25 protein-coding genes and 1 pseudogene are annotated in these 26,023 nt (G+C 58.5%); 15 read left to right on the forward strand and 11 right to left on the reverse strand.

Annotation, left to right across the window (positions count from 1 at the left end; all coding sequences use genetic code 11):
- From PMI31_RS27515 to PMI31_RS27540, 6 genes and pseudogenes are all read left to right on the forward strand, one after another.
- Nucleotides 1-342, forward strand: a pseudogene (locus tag PMI31_RS27515) (adhesin); the annotation flags it as partial.
- A gap of 65 nt (nt 343-407) precedes the next feature.
- Nucleotides 408-1,235, forward strand: coding sequence for a hypothetical protein (locus PMI31_RS27520; RefSeq protein WP_008023064.1), 828 nt, complete (start codon nt 408-410; stop codon nt 1,233-1,235).
- Between the two features lie 61 nt (nt 1,236-1,296).
- On the forward strand, nt 1,297-1,977 hold the full coding sequence (locus PMI31_RS27525; RefSeq protein WP_008023065.1) for a C39 family peptidase: 681 nt from the start codon (nt 1,297-1,299) through the stop codon (nt 1,975-1,977).
- 26 nt (nt 1,978-2,003) lie between these two features.
- Nucleotides 2,004-2,765, forward strand: a complete 762-nt coding sequence (locus PMI31_RS27530) for a hypothetical protein (protein ID WP_008023068.1) — start codon at nt 2,004-2,006, stop codon at nt 2,763-2,765.
- Between the two features lie 46 nt (nt 2,766-2,811).
- Entirely contained in the window at nt 2,812-4,119 is a 1,308-nt protein-coding gene (locus tag PMI31_RS27535; protein WP_008023071.1) for a transporter, read from the forward strand.
- A 322-nt stretch (nt 4,120-4,441) separates the two neighbouring features.
- Nucleotides 4,442-4,993, forward strand: a complete 552-nt coding sequence (locus PMI31_RS27540; RefSeq protein ID WP_008023073.1) for a cytochrome b — start codon at nt 4,442-4,444, stop codon at nt 4,991-4,993.
- Here PMI31_RS27540 and PMI31_RS27545 read toward each other — a convergent pair.
- The 4 genes from PMI31_RS27545 to PMI31_RS27560 form a co-directional block, all read right to left on the reverse strand.
- Nucleotides 4,990-5,598 carry an ABC-type transport auxiliary lipoprotein family protein gene (locus tag PMI31_RS27545; RefSeq protein ID WP_008023074.1) on the reverse strand — a complete coding sequence of 203 codons (609 nt, stop codon included), beginning with the start codon at nt 5,596-5,598 and terminating at the stop codon, nt 4,990-4,992. The genes PMI31_RS27540 and PMI31_RS27545 overlap by 4 nt on opposite strands.
- Complete coding sequence (locus PMI31_RS27550) at nt 5,595-6,488, reverse strand: MlaD family protein (RefSeq protein ID WP_008023081.1); 894 nt, start codon at nt 6,486-6,488, stop codon at nt 5,595-5,597. Before PMI31_RS27550 ends, PMI31_RS27545 begins: the two co-directional genes overlap by 4 nt.
- A 277-nt stretch (nt 6,489-6,765) precedes the next feature.
- On the reverse strand, nt 6,766-7,194 hold the full coding sequence (locus tag PMI31_RS27555) for a DoxX family protein (protein ID WP_008023083.1): 429 nt from the start codon (nt 7,192-7,194) through the stop codon (nt 6,766-6,768).
- A 142-nt stretch (nt 7,195-7,336) separates the two neighbouring features.
- Entirely contained in the window at nt 7,337-8,662 is a 1,326-nt protein-coding gene (locus PMI31_RS27560; RefSeq protein WP_008023085.1) for a sigma-54 dependent transcriptional regulator, read from the reverse strand.
- A 341-nt stretch (nt 8,663-9,003) separates the two neighbouring features.
- Between PMI31_RS27560 and PMI31_RS27565 the strand changes: the two genes are divergently transcribed.
- From PMI31_RS27565 to nhaB, 3 genes are all read left to right on the forward strand, one after another.
- Entirely contained in the window at nt 9,004-9,270 is a 267-nt protein-coding gene (locus tag PMI31_RS27565; RefSeq protein ID WP_007983639.1) for a hypothetical protein, read from the forward strand.
- Between the two features lie 286 nt (nt 9,271-9,556).
- Nucleotides 9,557-10,846 (forward strand): hypothetical protein, encoded by a 1,290-nt coding sequence (locus tag PMI31_RS27570; RefSeq protein WP_008023087.1) that lies wholly within the window; start codon nt 9,557-9,559, stop codon nt 10,844-10,846.
- A gap of 78 nt (nt 10,847-10,924) precedes the next feature.
- On the forward strand, nt 10,925-12,427 hold the full coding sequence (gene nhaB, locus PMI31_RS27575; RefSeq protein ID WP_008023090.1) for a sodium/proton antiporter NhaB: 1,503 nt from the start codon (nt 10,925-10,927) through the stop codon (nt 12,425-12,427).
- A gap of 52 nt (nt 12,428-12,479) precedes the next feature.
- On the opposite strand, the gene zwf is transcribed toward nhaB, so the two are convergent.
- Nucleotides 12,480-13,994, reverse strand: coding sequence for a glucose-6-phosphate dehydrogenase (gene zwf / locus PMI31_RS27580; RefSeq protein ID WP_008023091.1), 1,515 nt, complete (start codon nt 13,992-13,994; stop codon nt 12,480-12,482).
- Nucleotides 13,991-14,971 carry a phosphogluconate dehydrogenase (NAD(+)-dependent, decarboxylating) gene (gene gnd, locus PMI31_RS27585; RefSeq protein ID WP_008023093.1) on the reverse strand — a complete coding sequence of 327 codons (981 nt, stop codon included), beginning with the start codon at nt 14,969-14,971 and terminating at the stop codon, nt 13,991-13,993. The genes zwf and gnd overlap by 4 nt, the downstream gene beginning before the upstream one ends.
- A 272-nt stretch (nt 14,972-15,243) precedes the next feature.
- Between gnd and PMI31_RS27590 the strand changes: the two genes are divergently transcribed.
- From PMI31_RS27590 to PMI31_RS27600, 3 genes are all read left to right on the forward strand, one after another.
- A complete protein-coding gene (locus PMI31_RS27590; RefSeq protein WP_008023095.1) occupies nt 15,244-15,426 on the forward strand; it encodes a DUF6026 family protein in 183 nt (60 codons plus the stop codon).
- Between the two features lie 198 nt (nt 15,427-15,624).
- Nucleotides 15,625-17,361 carry a phosphoethanolamine transferase CptA gene (locus PMI31_RS27595; protein ID WP_008023097.1) on the forward strand — a complete coding sequence of 579 codons (1,737 nt, stop codon included), beginning with the start codon at nt 15,625-15,627 and terminating at the stop codon, nt 17,359-17,361.
- 160 nt (nt 17,362-17,521) lie between these two features.
- Complete coding sequence (locus PMI31_RS27600; RefSeq protein ID WP_008023098.1) at nt 17,522-17,731, forward strand: hypothetical protein; 210 nt, start codon at nt 17,522-17,524, stop codon at nt 17,729-17,731.
- A gap of 293 nt (nt 17,732-18,024) precedes the next feature.
- Here the strand turns inward: PMI31_RS27600 and PMI31_RS27605 are convergent, their stop codons facing one another.
- From PMI31_RS27605 to zapE, 3 genes are all read right to left on the reverse strand, one after another.
- Nucleotides 18,025-18,516, reverse strand: coding sequence for a GNAT family N-acetyltransferase (locus PMI31_RS27605; protein WP_008023099.1), 492 nt, complete (start codon nt 18,514-18,516; stop codon nt 18,025-18,027).
- A 118-nt stretch (nt 18,517-18,634) separates the two neighbouring features.
- Nucleotides 18,635-19,216: a DinB family protein gene (locus PMI31_RS27610; protein WP_008023102.1), complete on the reverse strand. Its 582-nt coding sequence runs from the start codon at nt 19,214-19,216 to the stop codon at nt 18,635-18,637.
- A gap of 26 nt (nt 19,217-19,242) precedes the next feature.
- The gene (gene zapE, locus PMI31_RS27615; protein ID WP_043302701.1) at nt 19,243-20,361 is read right to left on the reverse strand and encodes a cell division protein ZapE; all 1,119 of its coding nucleotides are present in this window, start codon (nt 20,359-20,361) and stop codon (nt 19,243-19,245) included.
- Nucleotides 20,362-20,518: 157 nt separating this feature from the next.
- Between zapE and PMI31_RS27620 the strand changes: the two genes are divergently transcribed.
- Complete coding sequence (locus PMI31_RS27620) at nt 20,519-21,571, forward strand: aldo/keto reductase (RefSeq protein ID WP_008023106.1); 1,053 nt, start codon at nt 20,519-20,521, stop codon at nt 21,569-21,571.
- 112 nt (nt 21,572-21,683) lie between these two features.
- Here PMI31_RS27620 and speB read toward each other — a convergent pair whose 3' ends face one another.
- The gene (gene speB, locus PMI31_RS27625) at nt 21,684-22,643 is read right to left on the reverse strand and encodes an agmatinase (RefSeq protein WP_008023107.1); all 960 of its coding nucleotides are present in this window, start codon (nt 22,641-22,643) and stop codon (nt 21,684-21,686) included.
- A gap of 22 nt (nt 22,644-22,665) precedes the next feature.
- On the reverse strand, nt 22,666-23,757 hold the full coding sequence (locus PMI31_RS27630; protein WP_008023109.1) for a polyamine ABC transporter substrate-binding protein: 1,092 nt from the start codon (nt 23,755-23,757) through the stop codon (nt 22,666-22,668).
- A 101-nt stretch (nt 23,758-23,858) separates the two neighbouring features.
- On the opposite strand from PMI31_RS27630, the gene PMI31_RS27635 reads away from it, so the two are divergent.
- Entirely contained in the window at nt 23,859-24,752 is an 894-nt protein-coding gene (locus PMI31_RS27635) for a LysR family transcriptional regulator (RefSeq protein ID WP_008023118.1), read from the forward strand.
- Between the two features lie 164 nt (nt 24,753-24,916).
- Complete coding sequence (locus PMI31_RS27640) at nt 24,917-26,023, forward strand: enoyl-CoA hydratase/isomerase family protein (protein WP_008023120.1); 1,107 nt, start codon at nt 24,917-24,919, stop codon at nt 26,021-26,023.

A 26,023-nucleotide genomic window follows, 5' to 3' on the forward strand; every position in this document is an offset into this window, starting at 1 on the left:
AATCCGTCGATGGATGCGCCGGCCACTATCGGCGGCACCGCCTTCAGCAATGGCAGCGGCGTGCTGGGCGTCAACCAGGGCGCCGGGGCGAACAACCAGATGGCCAACGCGATGCGCATCAGCATCAGCGCTGCACCGCAAGCCGTAGACGATAGCGCCCTTTCTCAACAGAACGTGGCGTTGTTACCGAACTCGGGAGCAACTGGTACCCCAAACGGCAGTCGCCAGGTCGTGACAAGCGACCAGGCCTTCACCGGCAGCCGGGGAGTGATCCAGGTGAACCAGAGTGCCGGGGTGGGGAACCGAATGGCGAACACCCTGACCATCCGGGTCACTGACTGACCCCCGATACAGTGCGATTAGGGAAGTACTAACACTTGACCAACTGATGAGCACGGAGAAACACCATGAACCCGACAACTGCTCTCAAACCACTGGCTTTCGCCCTGGCGGCATTGATGGCGTTCGCAGCACAGGCTGATCCCGTGCAGGGCAATGGACAGGGCAGCAACCAACCGCCTGATGGCCCGTCGCTGGATCAGATTCTGCAGATTACCGCAGGCGCCGGGGCCGCCGTGCTGGACTCGCAGGAAAGCAGTGACAGCGGGGTAGTGAACCGGGGCACCAAAAACGACGCCAAAATCGATAACTCCCTGAACAACTCCAACGGCAACATGGGCGCCAACGTTGCAGCCGGTAACGGCAACCAGCAAGACAACGCCGCCGCCCTTGCCACGGCTGACGAAGCCTTCATCTTCGGCTCCGCCGTCACCGTCTCCAGCGCGACTCAGAAGAGCACCGGCAACACCGCCAGGAACCACTCCAACACCAACAACACAACGCTCAATAACTCTGGCAACAGCGGTTCCGGCAACATCGGCATCAACGTGACCACCGGCGACTTCAACCAACAGAAAAACAACCTGGCGATTGCCGTTTCCGGCGGCCGTGTAGCAGTAGCCGCGGCGGCGGCGAACCAAAGCACGTCCGGGCTGAAAGTCACCAACAACGCCAGGACTGATTTCGTACCCGTAGGTGTACTCGGTCTGTCCGGCATAACCACACAACAAGTGATGACGCCAGAAGGCTGGAGACCTCCTGTAACCAACAATGCTTCGATCACTGGCTCGATGAACAGCTTCTCCGGCAACGGCGGAGCCAACGTATCGTCCGGCGTCGGCAACCAGCAAAGCAACTCGCTGTCCATCGCCGCAGGCTGCAAATCATGCCCATAATCGCGACCGTCATCAAAGCCTCGGCAACGACGCTTTTCCTCGGTCTGAAGGCGTATCGTCCATGCGTAAGACGGCCCTTTTCGCCCTGCTCTGCCTGTCTGGCCTGACCCAGGCTGCACAGATGCCGGTTGCCGCCCTGCCGGGTGGCGTGCTGGTGTACAAGCACGTACAGAGTTTGCGCGAGCGCAAGTTCAGCGACATCGTCGAACAAAAAACCGATTTCAGCTGCGGCGCCGCCGCGCTGGCAACGATACTGCGCCAGGCCTATTGGCTCGACGTCGATGAGGAGCACATCATCAAAGGCATGCTGGTCACCGCAGACCAGGAGCTTGTGCGTACCCAGGGTTTCTCCATGCTGGACATGAAGCGCTACATAGAACGCATCGGCATGCGCGCCCGGGGCTACAAGATCCCGCCTGAAAGACTCGATGCAGTGACGATTCCGGTGGTGGTACTGATGGAAATTCGCGGCTACAAGCACTTCGTGGTGTTGCAGCGGGCGGACAAGAACTGGGTCTATATCGGCGACCCGGTACTCGGTCACAAACGCTACTCCCATGATGACTTTGTCAAAGGCTGGAATGGCATTATCTTCGCAATCATCGGTCCCGGTTACGACAAGACCAATGCGTTACGCAGTCCACCGGAACCGCTGACAGCCAAGAACAAGATGGATAATTTCAACCCGGTCAAAGATGCCGAGTTGATGGATTTTGGCTTCATACAGAGCGACTTCTTTTAATCGCCAACAAGATGATAGGGGGCAGGATGCTCCGGGAGCAGCAAATGAAAACCTCGTATTGGGTGGTCGCTACTTGTCTGGCAGCGACCACTTCAGGTTTTGCTGATGAGTTCAGACCCATCGAAGTCAAGGACCAGGAACTGGCCGAGTTGCGTGGCCGGTATGTAATGCCGGGGCGGATCATCAGCTTCGGCGTTGTCATGAGCAGTACCTGGCGCAACGCCAGTGGTGATCTGATCGGGGCCTCCAGCTCGATGCAGCTACAAGCCGCAACGGTCAAGCCCGAGTTCTATGTTTCAACCATCAAACAATCCGGTAAAGGCAGTTCGCACAACGAGGGTACCGGTAACGTGATGGGTGGCGCCGAACTGAACACCTCTCGGGGCATCACCCAGGTCACACGGGCCGCAGGCGATGGCAACCGCTCAAACAACAACATCGCCATCAACGTCAAAGAGGCCCGCACGGCCCCTGCACTGGTGCCGAGCCAGGGCCAGGCGCTGGTAGCCGGTCAAACCATTACCGGCAGCAATGCTGCAGGCAGTGTCGCGGTGTCCGCTACGAGCGGTGGTGTTCAGATGGCTATTACCGCTAACAACAACCAGGGCACAAGCCTGCAACAGGTCGCCCAAGGCGGGTTGCTGCAAAACACCCGGTTGCTGGGCAGCAGCAATGTGGTCGATAACATGACTCAACTCAACGTAGTGCTCAACAATAATGGCCCGAGTGCTGGTGTATTGGAGTGCAACCTGAACCAACTCGCTGCATTACGAACCCAGGGGTATTGAACTACGCTGAGTCTCGAGCATTGGGCACAAATGGACGGCTTATTTCATGTACCGATCAGTATCACTGCGTGCAGTCATATGCCTGAGCACTCTACTCCCGGCGACGATGCTACAGGCGGCAACTGACGCGGATGTGGAGGCTCTCAAACAACAACTTCAAGAGTTGAAGCAGCGATACGAAGTACAGCAAAAGGCCCTGGCGGTTCTCGAACAGCGGGTCCGCCAGGTCGAAGACCAGCCCGCTGCGCCTCCCCCTAAACGCCTGGTCAAGTCGCCAGCGGACCTCAAAGGCAATCCAAAAGTCGCCACCGGCACCGGCGCCGCGGCGGCTTCAGGGGGCGCAGCCGGGGGCAGCGGCAGCTCCTATGGACAATCGCTGGCCGATGACTCACAACCGGCGCAAAGCGTTTCAAACCTGTATGACGAGGCCAGCGGGTTCTTCGGCGGTGGCAAGTTCAGCTTCGAAACCGGGATAACCTACTCCCGATACGATACCCGACAACTGATCCTCAACGGTTTTCTCGCCCTGGACTCGATCTTCCTCGGCGCCATCAACCTGGACCGGATCAAGGCCGACACCTGGACGCTTGACCTCACCGGCCGCTACAACTTCAACAATCGCTGGCAGTTCGACCTGAACGTGCCGGTGGTCTACCGTGAGTCCACGTATCAGTCCGGTGGCGGCAATAACGGCACTGCCAACGTCACGACCGAAGATACCGTCAAAGAAGACCCGACCATTGGTGACGTCAACTTCGGTATCGCCTACAAATTCCTCGACGAATCGGACAACACGCCGGATGCCGTGGTGACGTTGCGCGTCAAGGCACCGACCGGCAAAGACCCGTTCGGCATCAAACTGATTCGGGTGGCCGATAACTCCAACCTGGCCGTGCCTGAATCCTTGCCCACCGGGAATGGCGTCTGGTCGATCACCCCGGGGATCTCTCTGGTCAAGACGTTCGATCCGGCGGTGCTGTTCGGCAGCCTGTCCTACACGCACAACCTGGAAGAGTCTTTCGACGACATCAGCTCCAACCCGGCGGTCAAGACACCGGGCAAAGTCCGCATTGGCGACAGTTTCCAGATCGGCGCCGGTATTGCGTTCGCCTTGAACGAAAAGATGAGTATGTCGTTCTCGGTCTCTGACCTGGTGCAACGCAAAAGCAAGCTCAAGGAAGATGGCGGGGATTGGCAATCGGTGGTGTCCAGCGATGCCAACGCCGGTTACTTCAACATCGGCATGACCATTGCGGCCACCAACAACCTGACCATCGTCCCCAACCTGTCCATCGGCATGACGGACGATGCCCCGGACTTCCAGTTCAGCCTGAAATTCCCTTACTACTTCTAGGCGATTCCTTAGACCACTACAAGGTGCTCTTTTCCAGGCGCGCCAGTACGCCGCAGGCGCATGGATGACTCTCCCTGCACAAGTCCAGAGGCGCAAACGCACTTCATACCGAAGAGCTCAACGCCTTGAGAACAGCGCGTATCGCAATGGAAAGGTGCATAAAACCTGACTTACGTTGCCGCTATCAAACCAAGGCCAGGCCGGATACCTGCTGAGAGGCCGGGATATAGCAAGTGGAAATACTGTCCAACTGCTTGATGACGAGAGATGAAATTGGGTTAGCCTTGCGCCGGTTGAGCACTTGATGAACGGAGCACCAGCGATGTCGCCGATCGAGAACACCGAGGAAAGTTATGGAGTGATTGCGATCCTGTTCCACTGGTCGATGGCTCTTCTTGTTATTGGCCTCGTAATATTGGGTCTCTACATGGTCACGCTTCCTGATGTCGCTTTTAATACGGAAAAGATCTACCTGATTTTCTACCATAAGGCGTTCGGCATATTGGTGCTAATGCTACTCGTACCGCGTTTGGCATGGCGTTTAACTCAAATACTGCCGCAACTGGCTGCACACCTGCCTGACTGGCAAAAAATCGCCGCTCAATTTGTCCATCTTTCCTTTTATGCACTGATGTTCACCTTGCCGATGACTGGATGGCTCATGTCTTCCGCCGCTGGCATTCCAGTATCGCTCTTTGGTCTATATACGCTGCCTGATTTGATTCGTTACGACGGCTATATGTTTCAGCGATTCATCGACATCCACAGATGGTTGGGTTACATGCTCTGTTTTTTCATATTGATCCATATGGGTGCGGCACTGTGGCATCACTTTGTTTTCAAGGACGATACCTTGCGCAAAATGCTGCCTTAATGTGCTTTCTCGACTACAAATCCGGCTAATTCCCGCAATAGTTTTCCCATGGCCTCATTGGCCGCCACGACTCCCGCATAGGGGGTCCTTTCCCGCATGGGTTCCCGAACTGACAATTCCTTGGTAGCGATAACTTGATTCGTTGCCTCGCGGCTCAGATAGAAGCGCATCGCGAGTTGCAGCATCGCGGGGTCCGAAGTGAAGTCCTGCTTAAGCTCCAGGATTTCGGTGCGAAGCGCAAAAGTGTGGCGGCCGAAATGAGGGGACGGTAGAACCTCGCTGAAATGGTGGGTGTGCCGAAGTGTCTTGACGATTAAAGGTTGAATCATCTGCGATGGCGTTGCCCCCCATTCGTTCTGGCTGAAATATGCAATTTCATAAGCCTTTGTCGAATAAGCCATCTGCGTTATGGCATAGATAGACTCAGTCTCGGGGGGCAAGACCAGCAGGGTCGCGGAGTAGGTCTGTTCGCTGGGTAGATTGAGCGGGATGGAGTTCAGCACATATTTCTTCGTATCAATCTTGACCGGGGAGAGCAAGGCGCAGCCCGATAGCAAGACGACGCATAATGCAATGAGAGCCGCCCTGCCCATGGAATATTTCATTTGTTTTCCCCCGGTCCGGGTGGCGGCGACGCGGAACCACGAATCAGGATCGAGGGGTCTCGATTGATCTTGGCCGTTACCGTAGAGAGGGAAGTGGACAGATTTTCAAGGTCGGACAGGGCCTTGTGCGCTTCCGGCAAAACTTGAGTAGAGAAGGAGCTGGACAGATTTTCAAGGTCGGACAAGGCCTTGTGCGTTTCCGGCAAGATTTGCATCTGGAGCGTTCTTACGGTGTCATGGCTCAATTTCAGGAGCGGTTCAAATCCATGACTGGCGCGCTCGGTATTGGCAACGATAGCGTCCAGCTTCTTGGTATTTTCAGCCAGTGCCTTGGTGACTTGCTGCATGTTGTCGGCTGATTGCTTCAGCGACACAATAGTCTTCTCGTCGAATAGCGATTCCAGCACTTTGGCCAGTGCCTGGAAACTTTCGTTTACCTGATTTATCGAAGTATCGAGCGTCACGATTTTCGAGGGTGCCGTCGGAATAATCGGATAAGGCTCGCCCGGCCATGCGGTCAGTTGCACAGAATTGGTGCCGACGTCTTCGAGAGCAATGTATACGTAGCCGGTAAATCCTCGTGTTGCTAGTCCTCTGGAGGTAATCGTCGCCACACTGGTCGAACTAACCGGGACAGTCTTGTCGATATTCAACACGATGGCCACTGAATGCGGATTGACCAGTCTGATGCTTTTCACCTTTCCCACATCGACGCCGTGGAACTCAATCGGGGCATCGATCATGAGGCCAGAGACCGGGTCTTGGGTATAGATCTGATAGGTTGTGTATTGGCTTGATGAAAAGAAATACCAGATTCCCCCGATGACAATCGAGATAAGCAGGAACGCCACAAATGCGAGCCTTGCCTTCGTGTTGATGGGGTTTTGCATTGCGCATCGCCTCCAGGAGTTGGGGATCAGCATGGGTTCGTGCGAAACCCTCCTTATATGCACATAAGCTTTAGAGGTGGTTTTGGTGCAGATGGAAAATTGACCCAGGGCGAGTTGCTGATTTTTGCCTCAACAACGGTAAACAAGCTTAGAAGCCGAGCAGTTTTTGAAGATTTCTGACTAGCTCCCCTCTTTCATTCGTACATCCAGGCACTGACGCCCCAAGAGGAACCCGCAGGAAAAGGCATCCAGTTCCGCGACGGTTGCCACGGATGGCCTAGACCCAATCGCAGCCAGGTTTGCCTCGGCACAGGCGACGGTCAAGACTCCAGGCGCCACCACCGGCCGCAACCAAGTAGAGAAAAATGAAGCAGAACAGGATCGCCGGTTCACCGTTATTCAGCAGTGGGAACAGCCCTTTGGGGGCGTGCCCGATGAAATAGGCGAAAGCCATTTCTCCGGACAGGATAAAAGCCACCAGGCGCGTAAAAAGGCCGAACACTAGCAGCAGTCCGCCAACCGCTTCCAGCACTCCGGCAAAGCCGATCAGGGAAAACAGGCTCAACTCATCGAAAAAAGCGACATGCGGAAATGCAAACAACTTGGCGGTGCCATGCTGGAGGAACAGGAAGGCCGTGATGATCCGCAGGACACTAAGCAGGCGTGGTGCCCAAAGCGTGTTGAGTTGGGAAATGAGGGCAGACATCGACTGATCTCCTGAGCGAGGTTGAGCGCTGGATGCCACTTGGAATGGCCGTAGCGGACTGCGCAAGACTAATTGTAGTCACCGGGGGAAATACCTGGACCAAGTCGGGAAATCGCAACGGTTTTTTGTTTCAGGTTGCGGTTCAGCGAATCTGGTGCTTGTGCAACAGGCGGTAGAAGGTCGGTCGCGATACACCCAATACTTTGGCGGCGACACTCAGGTTATCGCTGTGACGATTCAATACATCGCACAACGCCTGGCGTTCGGCCCGGGACTTGTATTCTTCGAGGGTGCCCATCGGCGTGGCGAGTGTATGCGGGCTGATCAATCCCAAATCGCGGGCCTCGATCTGCCGGCCTTCGGCCAGCACCAGCCCGCGACGAACGCGGTTGGCCAGTTCGCGAACATTGCCTGGCCAGTCGTGCTTGCCCATGGCAATCAACGCGTCTTCGCTGAAACTGCGTGGGCGGCGTCCGGTTTCATGGCTGTAGAAATGGGAGAAGTGGTTGGCCAGCGTCGCCAGGTCGCCATGGCGCTCGCGCAGCGGTACGGTCGCCACTTGCAGTACGTTCAAGCGGTAATACAGGTCTTCGCGAAAGCGCTTCTTCTCAATGGCGGCTTCAAGGTCGGTATGCGTTGCCGCCAGAACCCGCACATCCACCGGAATCAGCTGACTGCCACCCACCCGTTCGATGTGTTTTTCCTGGAGGAACCGCAACAGGTTGGCCTGCAACTCCAGTGGCAGGTCACCGATCTCGTCGAGAAACAGGGTGCCGCCGTTGGCGGCTTCTATCCGTCCGATCTTGCGCTGGTGCGCGCCGGTAAATGCGCCTTTCTCATGGCCAAACAGCTCGGACTGGATCAAATGTTCGGGAATCGCACCACAATTGATCGCAATGAAGGGTTTGCTGTGCCGTTGGGACTGGCGATGCAGGGTTCGTGCGACCAGTTCCTTGCCAGTACCGCTTTCACCCCGAATCAACACCGGAGATTCGGTCGGAGCCAGTTTGCTCAACAGCTTTCGCAGCTCACGAATAGGTTTGCTGTCGCCGAGCAGTTCGTGCTCGGGCTGGTCGACATAGACCGTGCCCTGCCCGCGCAAGCGCGCCATGCCAAACGCCCGCCCCAGTGTTACCTGGACCCGGGACACATCGAATGGCAGGGTATGAAAGTCAAAAAACCATTCACAGACAAAGTCGCCGACATTTTGCAGTCGCAGCACTTCCTGATTGAGTACGGCAATCCACTCGGTGCCACTGCGGCTGATCAACTCTTTGACAGCTTCCGGGTGCTCAAGGTGATAGGGCTGCAAGCGTAGCAAACCCACGTCACAGGTTCGGTCAGCGGCGTTCTCCAGCGTGCAGCTATCAACGTCCCAACCGACTTCGCGCAGTCCCGGGATCAGACGATGGCAATCGTCGCAGGGGTCCACCACTAGTAAACGTCGTAAAGCAGGCGCATCGCTCATGACTGTTCCTTGGCGCCAAATTTAAGAAAAATTATTAAAAACAGTCATTTGGCGGGCCTGGCTGTAACACTAGCAAGAATTTGACAGGCCCTTGAACTGTTTGACTATAGAGTTGTCATAAAACCGGTTATAAGAAGCAGTTTTGATAGTTACCTAACGACTCTTTCCTTTCATTCAGCTTTCAATGTCAGTCTCATCATTGAGTATATGAAATAAAGTGGAAAATTCTTTTGATTGTGTGTGACCTAACCCCCGGTTGCGGGCATCAGTACAAGTAACCAGCCGAACGGTAAGCCCAACCGTCGGCACATCATTTGATTGGGCATACAGAGAGAAGACCTATGAACGCCCCGCTGCGTATCAACGAAGCACTTCTGATTGCCGACCGCGCATTTAAACCATTCAAATGCGTGGCCTGGGCTCCACAAGACGGTAATGGCGAACTCAGCCTGACCGTTATCGACCGCACCAGCACCAGCATTGGCCGCAAGCAGATCCCAAGCAGCGCTTATTCCGATCCGGCACAGCTCGAACTGCTGCTGGAACAGGCCCGCGCCGAATTGAGCCAGGAAGGTTACACACTGCAGTCGTGGTCGATGCCGCACTAATCGTTTTGCGGATTACCCCGGGGTAATCCGCACCCTCACCCTGTCATTAGTTGGGCTGAACGTTCTCGCCCTTCCATACCGATTACTCACGTAACTTCGAACTTTCAGGCACCCGGTACTTTGCAGGCTCGCCATTGGTTCGCAAAGACACTGTTGTGGCACACAGTGACTCTCCGTCTGTGACTTCTCACCGTTGTGCATCTCCCCATTCAGGGATTGAATAGTCTCCTTATAACGTCGCCACCCAAACTTCTGGATCCGGACGACTCGCAAGGAGATGCGGTTCATGTCAATCCAGTCCGTTATTGCCTACTCCGCAACACGGAACACCGCAGGCACCCTCGATTCGACGTTTGCCGCAAACGGCAAAACCCAAGTGTATTTCGCCGACAGCCTTTCCAGCATGGCCACCGACGTCGCAATCGATGCCCAGGGCCGTTTGCTGGTGGCTGCAAAGGTCACCATGGCCGATGGCTGCCGTTTTGGCCTGGCCCGCTTGCTGGAGGATGGTTCCGCGGACCTCGCGTTCGGCAAGCAAGGCAGCATCATCGGGCAATTCGAACCGGGATTCGAAGCCATGGGCGCCAAGGTTGTGGTCATGCCTGACGGCAATATCCTGTTGGCCGGGTTGCACTACGAAAACGCGCACCACACGCTCCCGGCCCTCGCATTGCTGGATCAGTGGGGCAACCTGGTTCAAGGCTTTGGCGATAATGGCCAGCGCGTCGTGCGATTGCCTGGCGGTCTGTCCCTGGGCATGCGTGATATCTGGTTGCCTCCCGGTGTGCCAGGCGCAGAAGCCTGCGATGTGCACGTACAACAAGACGGCCGAATCCTGATCCTGGCCAACCATTACTATGAACTGGCCGATCACGTGGGCCTGTTGATACGGCTGGATGTCGAAGGCTCGCTGGACTGCTCGTTCAATGGCCACGGCTTTGTCGTGGTACGGCACCTGTTGATGAATACCTGGCTCAGCAGTCTGACGGTACAACGCGACGGTCGGATTCTGGTGGGCGGATCGATCAACTACCCTGAAGAAGGCTTGCTGGCCCGCTATCACCCGGATGGTCGCCTCGACGAGCGTTTCGCCGTGGATGGATACATGACCTTCAAGGCGCATGGGCATGGCGCCCAGGTCAGTCAGGTGCTCCAGCAAGACACTGGCGATATCCTGTGTGTGGGCAGCAGTCATGAGCCGATGCACTGCCTGACCTTTAAAATGCACAGCGACGGCCGCCCCGACAACCACTGCAACAGTGGCCACCCGCGCTGCCTGGAAATTGGCCGCAGCGGCTGCCAGTGGAGCGCCGCGCAATTACAGCCCGATGGCTGTTTGATTACGGCGGGCGCGACCATCGGCGGCGTCGAAGCCGACTTCATTGTCGGAAGGTATCTGCCCAATGGCCGTCTCGATGGCCGCTTTGGCGCCGGCCGCGGCTTTGCCCGGACCCGCCTCGGCCCCAGCCTGGATACTGCCACCTGTGTCGCGGTGCAGGCCGATGGCAACATCGTAGCTGGCGGCTATTCGTTGCATGGCGGATACAAGGCAGTCGTCACGCGATATCTGGGCTAAACCTATGCCGTTGTGCTGCGCTTGATCTTCTCGGCTGCTTACGGCAACTTGCGCGCTTCTTAAAACAAGGAGCAGCCGATGTCCGGCTCAATGGCCCAGGCGTTCGCGCACAATTTTCTCGGGAACTCACCCCGTTGGTACAAGGCCTGCATCGTCGGCTTTCTGATTCTCAATGCCCTGGTGCTGTGGACCGCAGGCCCGGCGGCTGCCGGCTGGCTGCTGGTGCTGGAGTTCATCTTCACCCTGGCCATGGCACTCAAGTGTTATCCGCTGATGCCCGGCGGCCTGTTGTTGATTGAAGCCCTGCTGCTGAAAATGACCACACCCCAGGCGCTGTACGAGGAGTTGCTGCACAACTTCCCGGTGATCCTGCTGCTGATGTTCATGGTGGCCGGTATCTACTTCATGAAGGACTTGTTGTTGTACTTGTTCTCGCGCCTGCTGTTGGGGGTTCGCTCCAAGACCCTGCTGGCCCTGATGTTCTGCTTTTTATCAGCCTTTCTGTCGGCGTTCCTCGACGCCCTGACCGTGACCGCCGTCATAATCAGTGCCGCCGTAGGCTTTTACTCGGTGTATCACCGTGTCGCCTCGGGTAACGATCCCCGTCAGGACAGCGAGTTCAGCGACGACCAACATCTGCCTACCCTGCATCAGGGAGATCTCGAACAGTTCCGCGCCTTTCTGCGCAGCCTGCTGATGCACGGTGCCGTGGGCACCGCTCTGGGCGGTGTGTGTACGCTGGTCGGTGAACCGCAGAACCTGCTGATCGGCCATGAAATGGGCTGGCACTTCTCCGAGTTCTTTACCCAGGTTGCGCCGGTATCCCTGCCGGTACTGGTTGCCGGGCTGGTCACGTGCGTCCTGCTGGAAAAGCTGCGCGGGTTCGGGTACGGCACGCTGCTGCCGGATAACGTCCGTGCGGTGCTGGCCAACTACGCCGCCGAAGACAATGCCGAGCGCACCACTCGCCAACGTGCAGCACTCCTGGTGCAAGGCGTTGCCGCATTGATTCTGATTGCCGGGCTGGCGTTCCACATCGCCGAAGTGGGCTTGATCGGCCTGATGGTGATTGTGCTGATCACCGCCTTTACCGGCATCACCGACGAACATCGCCTCGGCACCGCATTCAAGGACGCCATGCCGTTCACCGCCTTGCTGGTGGTGTTTTTCGCCGTGGTCGCGGTGATTCACGATCAGCAACTGTTCGCCCCACTGATCCACTGGGTGCTGGCGCTGCCGGCGGATCAGCAGCCGGGCATGCTGTTCATTGCCAACGGCCTGTTGTCCGCCATCAGCGACAACGTGTTCGTGGCAACCATTTACATCACTGAAGTGAAGCGCGCATTCATGGCAGGTGAGATGACCCGTGAGCACTTCGAGACGCTGGCCATTGCGATCAATACCGGCACCAACCTGCCGAGTGTGGCGACGCCCAACGGTCAAGCGGCATTTCTGTTTTTGCTGACCTCGGCGATTGCACCGCTGGTGCGCCTGTCTTATGGGCGAATGGTCTGGATGGCGTTGCCTTACACCGTGGTGATGGGGACATTGGGCTGGTATGCAGTGAGTTACTGGTTGTAACCCCCCCCAACCCAGTGGGAGCGAGCTTGCTCGCCCCCACTGGCGTTACGTGTTATCCGAGACGGTGCCAGACGCGACCGTCACGGATGAGCAATTCTTCGCCGGCCTTGGGGCCGTTTTCCCCGGCAGGATAGCTCTGCACGCTGGAATCCTGCTGCCAGGCATCCAGGAACGGCTGCACGGCGCGCCAGCCGTTTTCGATGTTGTCGGCGCGCTGGAACAACGTCTGATCGCCAGTCAGGCAGTCATAGATCAGGGTTTCGTAGCCGGTGGACGGCTGCATCTCGAAGAAGTCCTTGTAGGCAAACCCCAGCTCGATGTTGTCCATCTTCAGGGCCTGACCGGGCCGTTTGGCCAACAGGTCGAACCACATGCCTTCGTTGGGCTGGATCTGAATGCGCAGATAGGTCGGCTGCAGTTCATCGACCTCGGTATCGCGGAACTGCGCATAGGGCGCCGGCTTGAAACAAATCACGATCTCGGTGTCGCGCACGCTCATGCGCTTGCCGGTACGCAGGTAGAACGGCACTCCGACCCAGCGCCAATTGTCGATCATGACCTTGAGGGCCACATAGGTTTCGGTATTGCTGTCGGGCGCGACCTTGTCTTCCTGGCGATAGCCCGGCAGTGCCTTGCCGTCGATCTCACCCGCGACGTATTGGCCACGCACCGAGTTGGCGCGGGCCTCCTCGACCGTCCAGGGCCTGATCGCGCCGACGACCTTGGCTTTTTCGCCACGGACCGCATCGGCGCCAAACGCGGCGGGAGGCTCCATCGCCACCATCGCGAGCAACTGGAACAGGTGATTGGGCACCATGTCCCGTAGCGCGCCGGTGTGCTCATAAAAGCTGCCACGGGTTTCCACGCCGACGGTTTCGGCGGCGGTGATCTGCACGTGATCGATGTAGTGATTGTTCCAGAACGCTTCGAACAGGCTGTTGGAGAACCGGCTGACCAGAATGTTCTGTACGGTCTCCTTGCCCAGGTAATGGTCGATCCTGTAGATCTGCCTTTCCGTCATCACCTTGAGCAGGCAGGCGTTCAAGGCCTCGGCCGTTTGCAAGTCGGAGCCGAAGGGCTTTTCGATCACTACCCTTCTGAACGCCTCGGGGGTTTCCTCCAGCAAGCCGGCGGCACCGAGGCGGCGTGCCACTTCACTGAAGAAACGCGGCGCGGTAGCCAGGTAGAACACCGCATTGCCGGTTCCGCTGTCGGCGATTTTCGCCGCCAGCGCTTGATAAGTGCTGGCGTCCAGGAAGTCGCCCTGGACGTAGCTGATGCCTTTGGCGAGCTTGGACCAGACCGCTGGATCAAGGGTGTGACCACCCTTGCCAGCCATCTCGATTCGCATGAAGTCTTCGAGCTTTTGCGCAAAGCCTTCATCGCTGATGGCGTTGTGGTCAACGCCAATGATCCGCAGTCCATCCCCGAGCAGGCCGTTGCGCTTGAGGTTATACAGCGCCGGCACCAACAGACGCTTGACCAGGTCACCGTGGGCGCCAAACAGAAACAGCGTCGTCGGTGGTGCGGGCTCAGCCTTGGATTTTCTGCGGATCGCATGGGTCATTTTTTCGAGGTCTCCACATGGCCGCCGAAGCCAAAGCGCTGGGCCGAGAGGATCTTGTCGCCAAAGGTACCTTGCCCACGAGAGCGGTAGCGGGAGAACAGCGAGTTCGACAGCACCGGCACCGGCACCGCTTGCTCCATGGCGGCTTCGATGGTCCATTGACCTTCACCGCTGTCGGCCACGGAGCCGGAGAAACCGTCGAGTTTCGGATCGCTGGCCAGGGCGTCGGCAGTCAGGTCCAGCAACCACGAGGACACCACGCTGCCACGCCGCCAGACTTCGGCAATGTCGGCGACATTCAGGTCGAAACGCTGGTCCTGCGGCAGGCTCTCGCTGTTTTTGGTCTTGAGAATGTCGAAACCTTCTGCAAACGCCTGCATCATTCCGTACTCGATGCCGTTGTGGATCATCTTCACGAAATGCCCGGCACCGGCGGGACCGGCGTGAATGTAGCCACGCTCGGCACGATCGTCGTCGGACTTGCGGTCCTTGGTGCGCGGGATGTCACCCAGGCCCGGGGCCAGGGTGGCGAACAGCGGATCGAGGCGTTTAACAGTCTCGGCATCGCCGCCGATCATCATGCAGTAACCGCGCTCCAGACCCCAGACGCCACCGGAGGTACCGACGTCGATGTAATGCAGGCCTTTTTCCGACAGGGTTTTCGCCCGGCGGATATCGTCCTTATAGAAAGTGTTGCCGCCGTCGATGATGGTGTCGCCGGCTTCGAGCAAGGTGCTCAGGGTGTCGATGGTCTCTTCGGTCGGCGCGCCGGCCGGCAGCATGACCCACACTGCACGCGGCCTTTCCAGGCCAGCGACCAGGGCTGGCAGCTCGGCGACGCCGGTGGAACCCTCGGCGGCCAGGGCTTCGACAAAGGCGGTATTGCGGTCGTAAACAACGGTGGTGTGCCCGTTGAGCATCAGGCGCCGCGCAATATTGCCGCCCATGCGGCCCAGTCCAATAATCCCGAGTTGCATGTGCTGATGCTCCCTACTACAAATTAAAGTGTGTCAAAGGTTATAGCCCAACGCGACTCATGAGGTTAGTCCAGAGCGTTGGCACGAAGTTTCCGGGCATTGTGCCCGATCCTGATGGATAACGTCGGGAATCAAACCGAAGACACAACGACCATGAAAAATAAAAAAGTTCCCTTCGGGGGCAAAAGAAATCAAAATTGGCGCCGATAGTAGATCAGCCGTTGATTTCGAGGCGGTTCTACAGTTGAGACACGCCATTTGCGAGGTGAGCAATGGGCACAGTACATACCGCACTGCCAGCACAAACCCTTTACGTCACAATCCGTCGCGATGAATTGCGCCAGTTGAAAGACGAACGCGATCAGTTGAAGCAGGAACTGGCGCAATTGCGCCTGCTGCTGCAAACCAATCAAGTGCAGCCCCTGGCTGTGACGCAACGCGCCCCACTCGCCTGACCCCCTCCTTTGAAGCGGGAGCAGTCTGCACTGCTTCCGCACTGGCTCACGCCCTGTCGCCCTTGGCAACTCACAAAATTTTCACAATTGTTACACGAAAATTACCCGTTTAGGTCGCCCGATTCCGCGCGGCCCTCGTTCGTCGTCCGTGATATCCAAGTCCCGGCGGTGGTAGTGAATTCTCGGCTGGAGCGCTGAATGTCCTTGTTTAAACGCAGTAAAACTACTGCGGCAGCTTTTGATTGGGCCGGATTCGTCTGGCTGTTTGTTTTCTTCTGGTACTTTTCCGGCATTACCCAACTACTGATCCAGCTGACTGGCACCTCCGGCTTCAGCGGATTCCGCCAGGCCTTTGTCATGAGCGCCATCTGGCTGGCGCCGATGCTGCTGTTCCCCCGGCAAACCCGTGTCATGGCCGCGGTGATCGGCATCGTGCTATGGGCGTGCTCCATGGCGAGCCTGGGTTATTTCTTCATTTATCAGCAGGAGTTTTCCCAGAGCGTCATCTTCATCATGTTCGAGTCGAACGTGGCTGAAGCCGGCGAGTACATGACCCAGTATTTTGCCTGGTGGATGGTCCCGGCATTCCTGGCCCACAGCGCTTTCTCCTGGTTCCTGTGGACGCGCTTGCGCCCGGTGTACCTGCCCCGTGGCAAGGCAATCGTGGCAGCAACGGCCATTCTGGTCGCCGTGGTCGCTTATCCGCTGATCAAGCAGACCCAGCGTACCGGTAGTTTCGCCGCCGGGTTCGAGAAGTTCGAAGCCCGCATCGAACCTGCGGTGCCATGGCAGATGGCCGTGGCCTATCACCGCTACCTGGACACCCTGGCCGGCATGCAGGACATGCTGGAAAGCGCCAGCAAGATTCCCCCCCTGCACAACTTCAAGGATGCAATGGCCAACACGCCTGCGACCCTGGTGCTGGTGATCGGTGAGTCAACCAACCGTCAGCGCATGAGCCTGTACGGCTATCCCCGGCCAACCACGCCGGAACTGGACAGGCTCAAGGATCAACTGGACGTTTTCGACAACGTCATTACCCCGCGCCCCTACACCATCGAGGCGCTGCAGCAGGTCCTGACCTTCGCCGACGAAGAAAACCCGGACCTGTACCTGTCGACGCCATCGCTGGTCAGCATGATGAAACAGGCCGGTTACAAGACCTTCTGGATCACCAACCAGCAGACCATGACCAAGCGCAACACCATGCTCACGACCTTTTCCGAACAGGCCGACGAGCAGGTATACCTGAACAACAACCGCAACCAGAACGCCGCCCAGTACGATGGCGACGTGATTGAGCCGTTCAACAAGGCCCTGGCCGATGCGGCACCGCGCAAGCTCATCGTCGTGCATTTGCTCGGCACGCACATGAGCTACCAGTACCGCTACCCGTCGACCTTCGACAAGTTCCAAAACCGCGACGGCGTGCCGGCCGGCATTCGCGATGACCAATTGCCCACATACAACAGCTACGACAATGCCGTGCTGTACAACGACTTCGTGGTGTCCAGCCTGATCAAGGACTACGCCAGGACCGATCCGAACGGCTTCCTGCTGTACCTGTCCGACCATGGCGAAGACGTGTTCGACTCTGCGGGTCACAGTACCCTGGGGCGCAACGAAAACAAGCCGACAGCACCGATGTACACCATTCCGTTCATGGCCTGGGCTTCGCCGAAATGGCGGGCAACCCATGACTGGAACCTCGCCGCTGATCTCTCGCGGCCTTACAGCAGCTCGCAACTGATCCACACCTGGGCCGATCTGGCAGGCCTGAGCTTCGACGAACTCGATCACAGCAAAAGTGTGGTCAGCGACAGTTTCAAGGCCCGGCCATTGATGATCGGCAACCCCTATGAGCGTGAGCAACGCGCGTTGATCGACTTCAGCCTGATGAAGCCGAAAACGCCACCCGCGGTCGTTCAGCAGTAATCCTTCCAGGGGCCGATTCCGGCCCCTTTTTCATGCTCCCGCGGCAGCCATGGATGCCGTTGGTGAAGTTAATTCCCATTTAACCGAATCGGCGGATAATTCCATTTCGACACTGATTCATTGACGAAAGGCATCCGACAACTCAAGTGGGAGGCATACCATGAAACGCACCGCCGTGATCCTCGCCGGCCTGATGGCACTGGGCTCGGCCAGCGCATTTGCCGAGGGTGGCGCCGAACGCATGCGCTATTACTACGAAAGTCTGCGACTGGCCCAGCAACAAGCCCTGGGCCATCCGATCCAAAGCACCGAGCTGCGGGTGCCCGACGATCAAACCGCACAAATGACTGAAACCTACAGACCGAAATGATCCATGGACCTCTGACTGCGGCTCTACAGTTGGAGAACACCGTTTGGGCGTCCTGATGGACGCCCTTTTTTATTGCGCAATGGTTTGGAGGTCACTTCATTTTCGACTCGGACGCGGTCTCGTGTAGGAGCTGGCTTGCCAGCGATTGTCGTTAACGATAACGCGTAGGAACTGAAAAAACGCGGCGCGCTTGAGACCATCGCCAGCAAGTCGGCTCCTACAAGGGACCGTGCCCACGCTGAAAATGAAGTGACCTCCAAACCAGTGAAAGCCCCAAAAAAGGTTCTTTCGAGTCAGAGGTTCTTGGTCCAGAACAGCATGCGTCCATGGGCCGGATCGAACATACCGGCGGCGAAGCCGGCCTTTTCATAGGACCCCTGCGCCACGGCATTGCCCTCCAGCACCTCGAGGGTGAGCTTGCAGCAGCCACGCTGACGGGCGATGTCCTCGACCTTTTGCAGCATCTTCTGGCTCAAGCCCAGGCCGCGAAATTTTTTCACCACCGACACATCGTGCACATTGACCAGCGGCCGGCAGGCAAAGGTCGAGAACCCCTCGAAGCAATTGACCAGCCCGGCCGGCTCGCCGCCGACAAAGGCCAGCACACTGAAGGCGTGGGGACGCCTGGCAAGCTCTGCCGGGAGTTGCGTCAGTACATGAGCTGGCAATGACTGGCCACCCCCCATCGGGTCCTCGGCGTAGTGGTTCAACACCAGACAAATAGCCTCGGCATGCACCGGATTGGTGTAACTGGCTTGAAGCACAAGAATTTCTGCGGAGTCCATTTCCATCCTCGATCACACATGAAGTAGCCCCCAGCATGTATTTCACGCTGAAGTGCCCGCTGACCATAGCGCGAGCACCGTGCCAACGACAATCGCAACCGAGGAAATCTTTTGGCGCTCAAGCGCCCCAGATCAAGGCTTCCGTCCATCCCAGCTCGGCAAAATCCTCGGCCCGCAAGTGTGACTCTCCGGCGCAGAAAAACTCGTCGAGTTGCGGTGGCTGGACCGAAGTTCCGCTGAGCATGGCGTGAACCTGGCCGCGGTGATGGATCTGGTGCTCAAACAAATGGGACAGCAGGCGCAAGCGACTGTCGTATTGCGGGGTGTCGCGGGCGATGGTCACGATTTTGCCAAGGTCGGCGTCGCGCATCTGCTCGCAGTAGGCGATCAGCCGACGGTCGACGCGGGCCTGTTCGCCAACCAGGTCCGGCGCCACCAGACAAGGCTCGTCCTCCTTGAAAAACACCCGGCAATCGGGATGGGGATCGTCGCCACGCAGTTCGCGCTCCAGGGCGTCCACATAAAACCAGTCACAGGTAAGGATGTGGTTGAGGGTGGCGCGGATAGTCGGGAAGAAGCTGACCCGCGGCGCAGCCAGTTCCTGCGGGCTCAACTGACGCCAGGCCTTGGCCAGTCGGTGATTGGCCCAGGCGTTCTGATAGGCCATGGTCAGCAAATGGTGCGACAGGGGCTGATTCATGTTCGCTGCTCCCGATCAAATCCCGATCAAACTTCGGCAAACCTCTGCAGTTGCATTTCCTGCAATCGACTGAGGGTGCGGCGGAACGGAAATTCCAGATAACCCTCGGTGTAAAGCGACGCCATTGGCACTTGCGCTTCAAGGTACAGCGGCACCTTGCGGTCGTAGCACTCGTCCACCAGGGCAATGAACCGTCGCACACCGTCGTCATGCACCGACAACTGCGGCAGCTCGCGGTCCCCCGCTGCCACCCGCTCGACACCGTCCTCGGTGCCGCGGGCAATCCGCCCGGCGCGTTTTTGCGCGCTGAGGTTGGGTACGTCACCCAACAGAATAGCGTTGTAGGTATCGCACAGCGCGATGAAATCCATGGCTGCGAAGGGTTGCTCGCACAGCGCGGCGTAACGGGTCCAGAGCACGGTCGGGCTGACCTTGACCACCTCGAGGGAACGGTAACCGACCTTGACCGGTTCGCTCGATACCGGCTGATTCACGGCCAGCCCCGAGAACACCCCGGTGAGCGCATCTGGCTGGCCAGGCTCGGCCACCCAATAACGTTGTGAGCCGGCTCCCGGATGCAGGCGATGGTCTTCCCCGCCATCCACTGCAATCACCTGCATGTGTTGCTTGATCGCCGCGATGGCGGGCAGGAAACGCTCGCGATTGAAACCGTCGGCGTACAGCTGGTCCGGTGGCAGATTGGAGGTGCAGACCACCACCACGCCCTGTTCGAACATCACCTGGAACAGGCGCCCGAGAATGATCGCGTCGCCGATGTCATTGACGAACAACTCGTCGAAACACAGCACGCGAACCTCTTCGGCCAATTCACGGGCCAGCGCCTTGAGCGGATCGGCGGTGCCGGTCAGTTGAAACGAGCGCTGATGCACCCAGCCCATGAAATGGTGAAAGTGCTGGCGCCGCGCCGGTACTCGCAGGCTTTGATGGAACTGGTCCATCAACCAGGTTTTACCGCGCCCCACCGGCCCCCACAGGTACACGCCGGAAATGGGCGAGCGGCCTCCGTGCAGCGCTTCGTGGCATTTTTGCAACGCCCACACGGCATGCTCCTGAGCCTCGTCCTGGACGAAGCCCTTTTGTTCAATGGCGTGCAGCCAGGCGCTTAAAGGGGAATGGATAGTCATGGGCGGCAGTATGCCATTGCGCATCGAAAACGCGACCAGTGATCGGCGGTTTAGTGCGCAAGGGAAAAGCACCTTGACGATATAAATTACCAGCATCATATTTATAAATGTCGCGCAACATATATAAACCCTGACGTCATCCCTCTGGAGTCATCCCATGCATTACAAAGTTTTCGGTCGTAAAACCGGCTTGCGTGTTTCCGAACTGGCGCTGGGCGCCGGTAATTTCGGTACCGGCTGGGGCCATGGCGCCGAGCGTGACGAAGCCAAACGCATTTTTGATGGCTACCTGGAAGCCGGTGGCAACTTCATCGATACCGCCAATGGCTATCAGGGCGGGCAATCCGAGGCCATGCTCAGCGAATTCATCAACGCGGAGCGGGATAGCCTGGTCATCGCCACCAAGTACACCCTCGGGACTACCCCGGCGGCCGGCATTTCCCACACTGGCAACAGCCGCAAGAACATGGTGCGCGCCGTCGAGGAAAGCCTTAAACGGCTGAAGACCGAGCATATCGACCTGTTCTGGGCCCACATGAGCGACGGCGTCACGCCCATGGAAGAGATCCTGCGCGGCTTCGACGACCTGGTCAGTGCCGGCAAGATTCATTACGCCGGGCTGTCGAACTTCCCCGCGTGGCGCATCGCCCGCGCCGACCTGCTGGCCGAGGTGCGTGGTTTTGCGCCGATTGCCGCGATCCAGGTCGAGTACAGCCTGGCCGAACGCACGGCTGAGCGTGAACAACTGCCGATGGCCGAAGCCCTGGGCCTGGCCGCGACCTTGTGGTCGCCGCTGGGTGGCGGCTTCCTGACCGGCAAGTATCGCAACAGTGAAGGCGACAACCGTGCGAACAAGCTCGGCGTGCTGATTCATGCTGAAAAAAGCGCCCGCGAAACCACCCTGCTCGACACCTTGATCGATATCGCCGCAGCACTCGATGCCAGCCCAACCCACGTGGCCATCGCCTGGCTGCGGGAAAAGGCCAGGCGCTCGACCACCGCGCTGATTCCGATCCTCGGTTCACGTACCCGTGAACAGCTGGACGCCACATTGGGCGCGCTGAATGTGCAGTTGAGCACTGACCAACTGGCGCGACTCGATGGCGTCAGTGACGTGGCCAAAGGCGTGCCGCACGAATCCATTTCCGGTTCGTTCGCACGCTTCAGCGGTGGCCGGATCCTCGACTTGCCAGTCGTTCCAGTGGCCTGAAAGCATCGCGGGCAAGTCGGATCGCCGCACCGCCGCTCCCACAGGTCCTATGTAGATCCTGTGGGAGCGGGCTTGCCCGCGATGGCGTCAGTGGGGACACAGAAAACCGTTGTTACCGGTCGACCTTATGTCTTGCCGCATACAGACACAACATCTCCATCGCCAGTGTCGCCGCCGCCAGTGACGTGATCTCTGCGCTGTCATAGGCCGGCGCCACCTCCACAACGTCCATGCCCACCAGATTGATCCCGCGCAGTCCGCCGAGAATCTCCAGTGCCTGTACTGTGCTCAAGCCGCCGCATACTGGCGTTCCGGTGCCAGGCGCGAATGCCGGATCAAGGCAGTCAATGTCGAAGGTCAGGTACACCGGGTTGTCGCCGACCCGCGCGCGAATCGCCTCGACTATCGCTTCGCAGCCACGGCGATGCACTTGCCGCGCGTCGAGCACCTGAAAGCCCTGATGATCATCGTTGGTGGTGCGCAAGCCGATTTGTACCGAGCGCGATGGGTCGACCAGCCCTTCCTTGGCTGCGTGCCAGAACATAGTGCCGTGGTCGATGCGCTTGCCCTCCTCGTCCGGCCAGGTGTCGCTGTGGGCGTCGAAGTGGATCAGTGACAACGCCCCATGCTTGCGCGCATGGGCCTTGAGCAGCGGATAGGTAATGAAATGGTCGCCGCCAAACGTCAGCATCGCCGTGCCGGCATTGAGGATGTGTTCGGCGTGGGCCTCGATCATTTCGGGAGTGGACTGCGGCGAGCCGTAATCGAAATCGCAATCGCCGTAGTCGATCACCGCCAGATGGTCGAACGGGTCAAACGTCCACGGCCAGTGCCGTTCCCAGGCGATTCCTGCAGAGGCGGCGCGAATGCCCCGTGGTCCGAAGCGTGCGCCGGGACGGTTGCTGGTGGCGGTGTCGAACGGCACGCCGCTGACGGCCACGTCGACTCCACGCAAGTCACGACTGTAACGGCGACGCATGAAGCTGGTAATGCCGGCGTAGGTACTTTCGGCGGCCGTGCCATAAAGGCTGTCACGGGTCATGGCTTGGTCGTTCTGCATCGGGACGTCCATTGAAGGCTCCTTGTGTTTTTTCTTATTGGCGGCTACGGAAAGTGGTCCACAGGCGGGTGCGCTGGCGCATGTCCTTGAGGCTCATGCTGCGATCGGCGTACAGCCGTTCCCGTACATCGGCCAGCGGGTAGATGTCCGGATCGGTGCGTAGCGCTTCATCCACCAGCGGCGTGGCGGCCTGGTTCGCCGTAGCGAAAAACAAGGTGTTGGTCAGTGCCGCAACGGACTCGGGGCGCAACATGAATTCGATAAAAGCGCGGGCGGCTTCGGGGTGCGGCGCGTCCTTGGGAATCGCCAGGTTGTCTTGCCACACGAGGGTGCCTTCCTTGGGAATCCGGTAGGCAATTTCATAGGGTTTATTGGCCTTGCGCGCCTGGTCGGCGGCCATGCTCGCATCCCCGTTGTAGGTCAGCGCCAGGCACACACTGCCATTGGCCAGATCGCTGATCTGCCGCCCGGTGGCGACGTACAGCACGTTCGGCTGTAACTGATGCAGCAACGCCTCGGCGGCTGACAGATCGTTCTTGTCGGTGCTGTAGGGATCTTTACCCAGGTAATGCAGCGCCAGTCCGATCACCTCTTGGGGCGAGTCGAGAATGGCGATGCCGCAGTCCTTCAACTGGCTTGCGTACTCGGGTTTGAACAGCAGGTCCAGGCTATTGAGCGGCACGTCCGGCAAGCGCTGCTTGACCGCTTCGACGTTCATGCCCAAACCCAGGGTGCCCCAGGTGTACGGCACGCCGTAGCGGTTGCCCGGATCGACAGCGGCGAGTTTTTCCAGCAAGTCCGGATCGAGGTTGGCGTAGCCCTTGAGTCCTTCGTGGGGAATCGGTTTCAACGCCCCGGCCGCAAGTCCCCTGGCCAGCACGCTGGAGGACGGCACCACCACGTCATATCCGCTGCCGCCCGTGAGCAATTTGGTCTCCAGCACCTCCGAAGAGTCAAAGGTGTCGTAGCGCACATGGATGCCCGTCTCCTGCTCGAACCGTTGCAGGGTTTCGGGGGCGACGTAATCGGCCCAACTGTACAGATTGACCACCTGGTCCTCGGCCTGGGCCGAAACAGCAACGGCGAGCAACAGCGCGGGTAAACACAGCTTGAACATGGGAGCCATGACGAACACCTGACCAGAGGAAGTGGTTGCAGGATGCGTCGTCGGATACATTGGTGAAATACCAAGTTAATTAACCTGACTTTATGACGGAGTAATGCTTGATGCTCGGCCAACTCCACGATCTGGATCTGCATTTGTTGCGTCTGTTTGTCAGCGTGGTGGAATGCGGCGGTTTCAGCGCAGCCCAGGGCGAGCTGGGGTTGAGCCAGTCGAGCATCAGCCAGCAAATGGCCAAACTGGAAACCCGCCTTGGCTATCGGCTATGCAGTCGCGGCAAGGGAGGGTTCAGGATTACGCCCAAGGGTGAACAACTGCTCAGCGCCACCCGTGGATTGTTCGAGTCCATCGAAGCCTTCCGTCATCAATCCAACGGCGTGGCCGGACGCTTGATCGGTGAAGTGCGCCTGGGTCTGTCCGAAGCCCTGGACCAATCGGTGCTGCAACGGGTGGCCGAGGCGATTCGGCGCTTCCGTGAACGGGATGAGTCCGTGCGCATCGAGCTGATCAGCGCCATGCCCGGCGAAATGGAACGCTTGCTGCTGCAACAGCGGCTGGACCTGGCCATCGGCTATTTCTCGCAAGTGCAAAGCGCGTTTGACTACCGCCAATTGTTCATTGAAACCCAGCATCTGTATTGCGCCCCCGGTCATCCGCTGTTCACCAATGCGGCCCCGGACGATGAGGCTCTGCAGGCCTGCGACCGGGTCGGTCACCCCTACCGTTTCCTGCGCAGTGACGAACCCTTTCAAGGCAAGTTGTGCTCGGCACGATCGGAGCAGGTCGAAGGCACCCTCGCCTTCATTCTTTCCGGCAAACATGTCGGTTACCTGCCCAACCACTTTGCCCGTACCTGGGAAGACAAGGGTTTGCTCAAGGCCGTGCGGCGCAACGACCTGAGTTTCGATGTCGCGTTTCATCTGGCCCGGCACCGGGCGCAGGTGGCCGGTGATGCACAGAAGGCATTCGAAGAGGATCTGCTCGCGGCGTTTGCCTGAATACGCCGTGGTCTACGCTGAAGCAGTGCCGGTCATCACCATGCAAAAATGCACAGACAACCTGCACTTATCTGGGTTGTACAAGGCAAATTTGCACTGATACGATCCGTCATCGCTCGCGCGCGAGCATCTCGATAAAGAACAATAAAAGCAGGGAGTTAGTGATGACTGCTCAGGTTTCATCGAAGGGCGCGCAGCCCATGGATGCCATGCAAAACGAAGTGCTGGCCGAGGTTCGCAACCACATTGGTCATCTGACCCTCAACCGCCCCGCCGGCCTCAATGCCCTGACCCTGGACATGGTGCGCAACCTGCAGCGCCAGCTCGACGCCTGGGCCCAGGATTCGCAAGTCCATGCCGTGGTCTTGCGCGGTGCCGGCGAAAAAGCCTTCTGCGCCGGCGGCGACATACGCTCGCTATATGACAGTTTCAAAAGTGGCGACACCCTGCACGAAGATTTTTTCGTCGAGGAATACGCCCTCGACCTTGCGATCCACCACTACCGCAAACCAGTGCTGGCCCTGATGGATGGCTTTGTCCTCGGCGGCGGCATGGGCCTGGTGCAAGGCGCAGACCTGCGCGTGGTCACCGAAAAAAGCCGTCTGGCAATGCCGGAAGTCGGCATCGGCTATTTCCCCGACGTCGGCGGCAGTTACTTCCTGCCGCGCATTCCCGGCGAGCTGGGGATTTACCTCGGCGTCAGTGGCGTACAAATCCGCGCTGCCGATGCGCTGTATTGCGGCTTGGCCGACTGGTACCTCGAAAGCGTCAAGCTGGGCATGCTGGACGAAAAACTCGACCAGCTCCAATGGCACGACACGCCGCTCAAGGACCTGCAAGGCCTGCTGGCGACACTTGCCGTACAGCAACTGCCTGATGCGCCACTGGCGACTTTGCGCCCGGCCATCGACCACTTCTTCGCCCTACCCGATGTGCCGAGTATTGTGGAGCAACTGCGCCAGGTTACGGTCGCCGACAGCCATGCGTGGGCTGTCACCACCGCCGACCTGCTGGAAACGCGTTCGCCGCTGGCCATGGGCGTGACCCTGGAAATGCTCCGTCGCGGACGCGAGCTGCCGCTTGAGCAATGCTTCGCCCTTGAACTGCACCTGGACCGCCAGTGGTTCGAGCGCGGCGACCTGATCGAAGGCGTGCGCGCCTTGCTGATCGACAAAGACAAGACACCACGCTGGAACCCGCCCACCCTTCAGGCGCTGCACGCCGAACACGTGGCGAGCTTCTTCAGCGGGTTTGACCAGAGCGAGAGCTGA

The organism is Pseudomonas sp. GM55, assembly GCF_000282395.1.
GTDB lineage: Bacteria > Pseudomonadota > Gammaproteobacteria > Pseudomonadales > Pseudomonadaceae > Aquipseudomonas > Aquipseudomonas fluorescens_CC.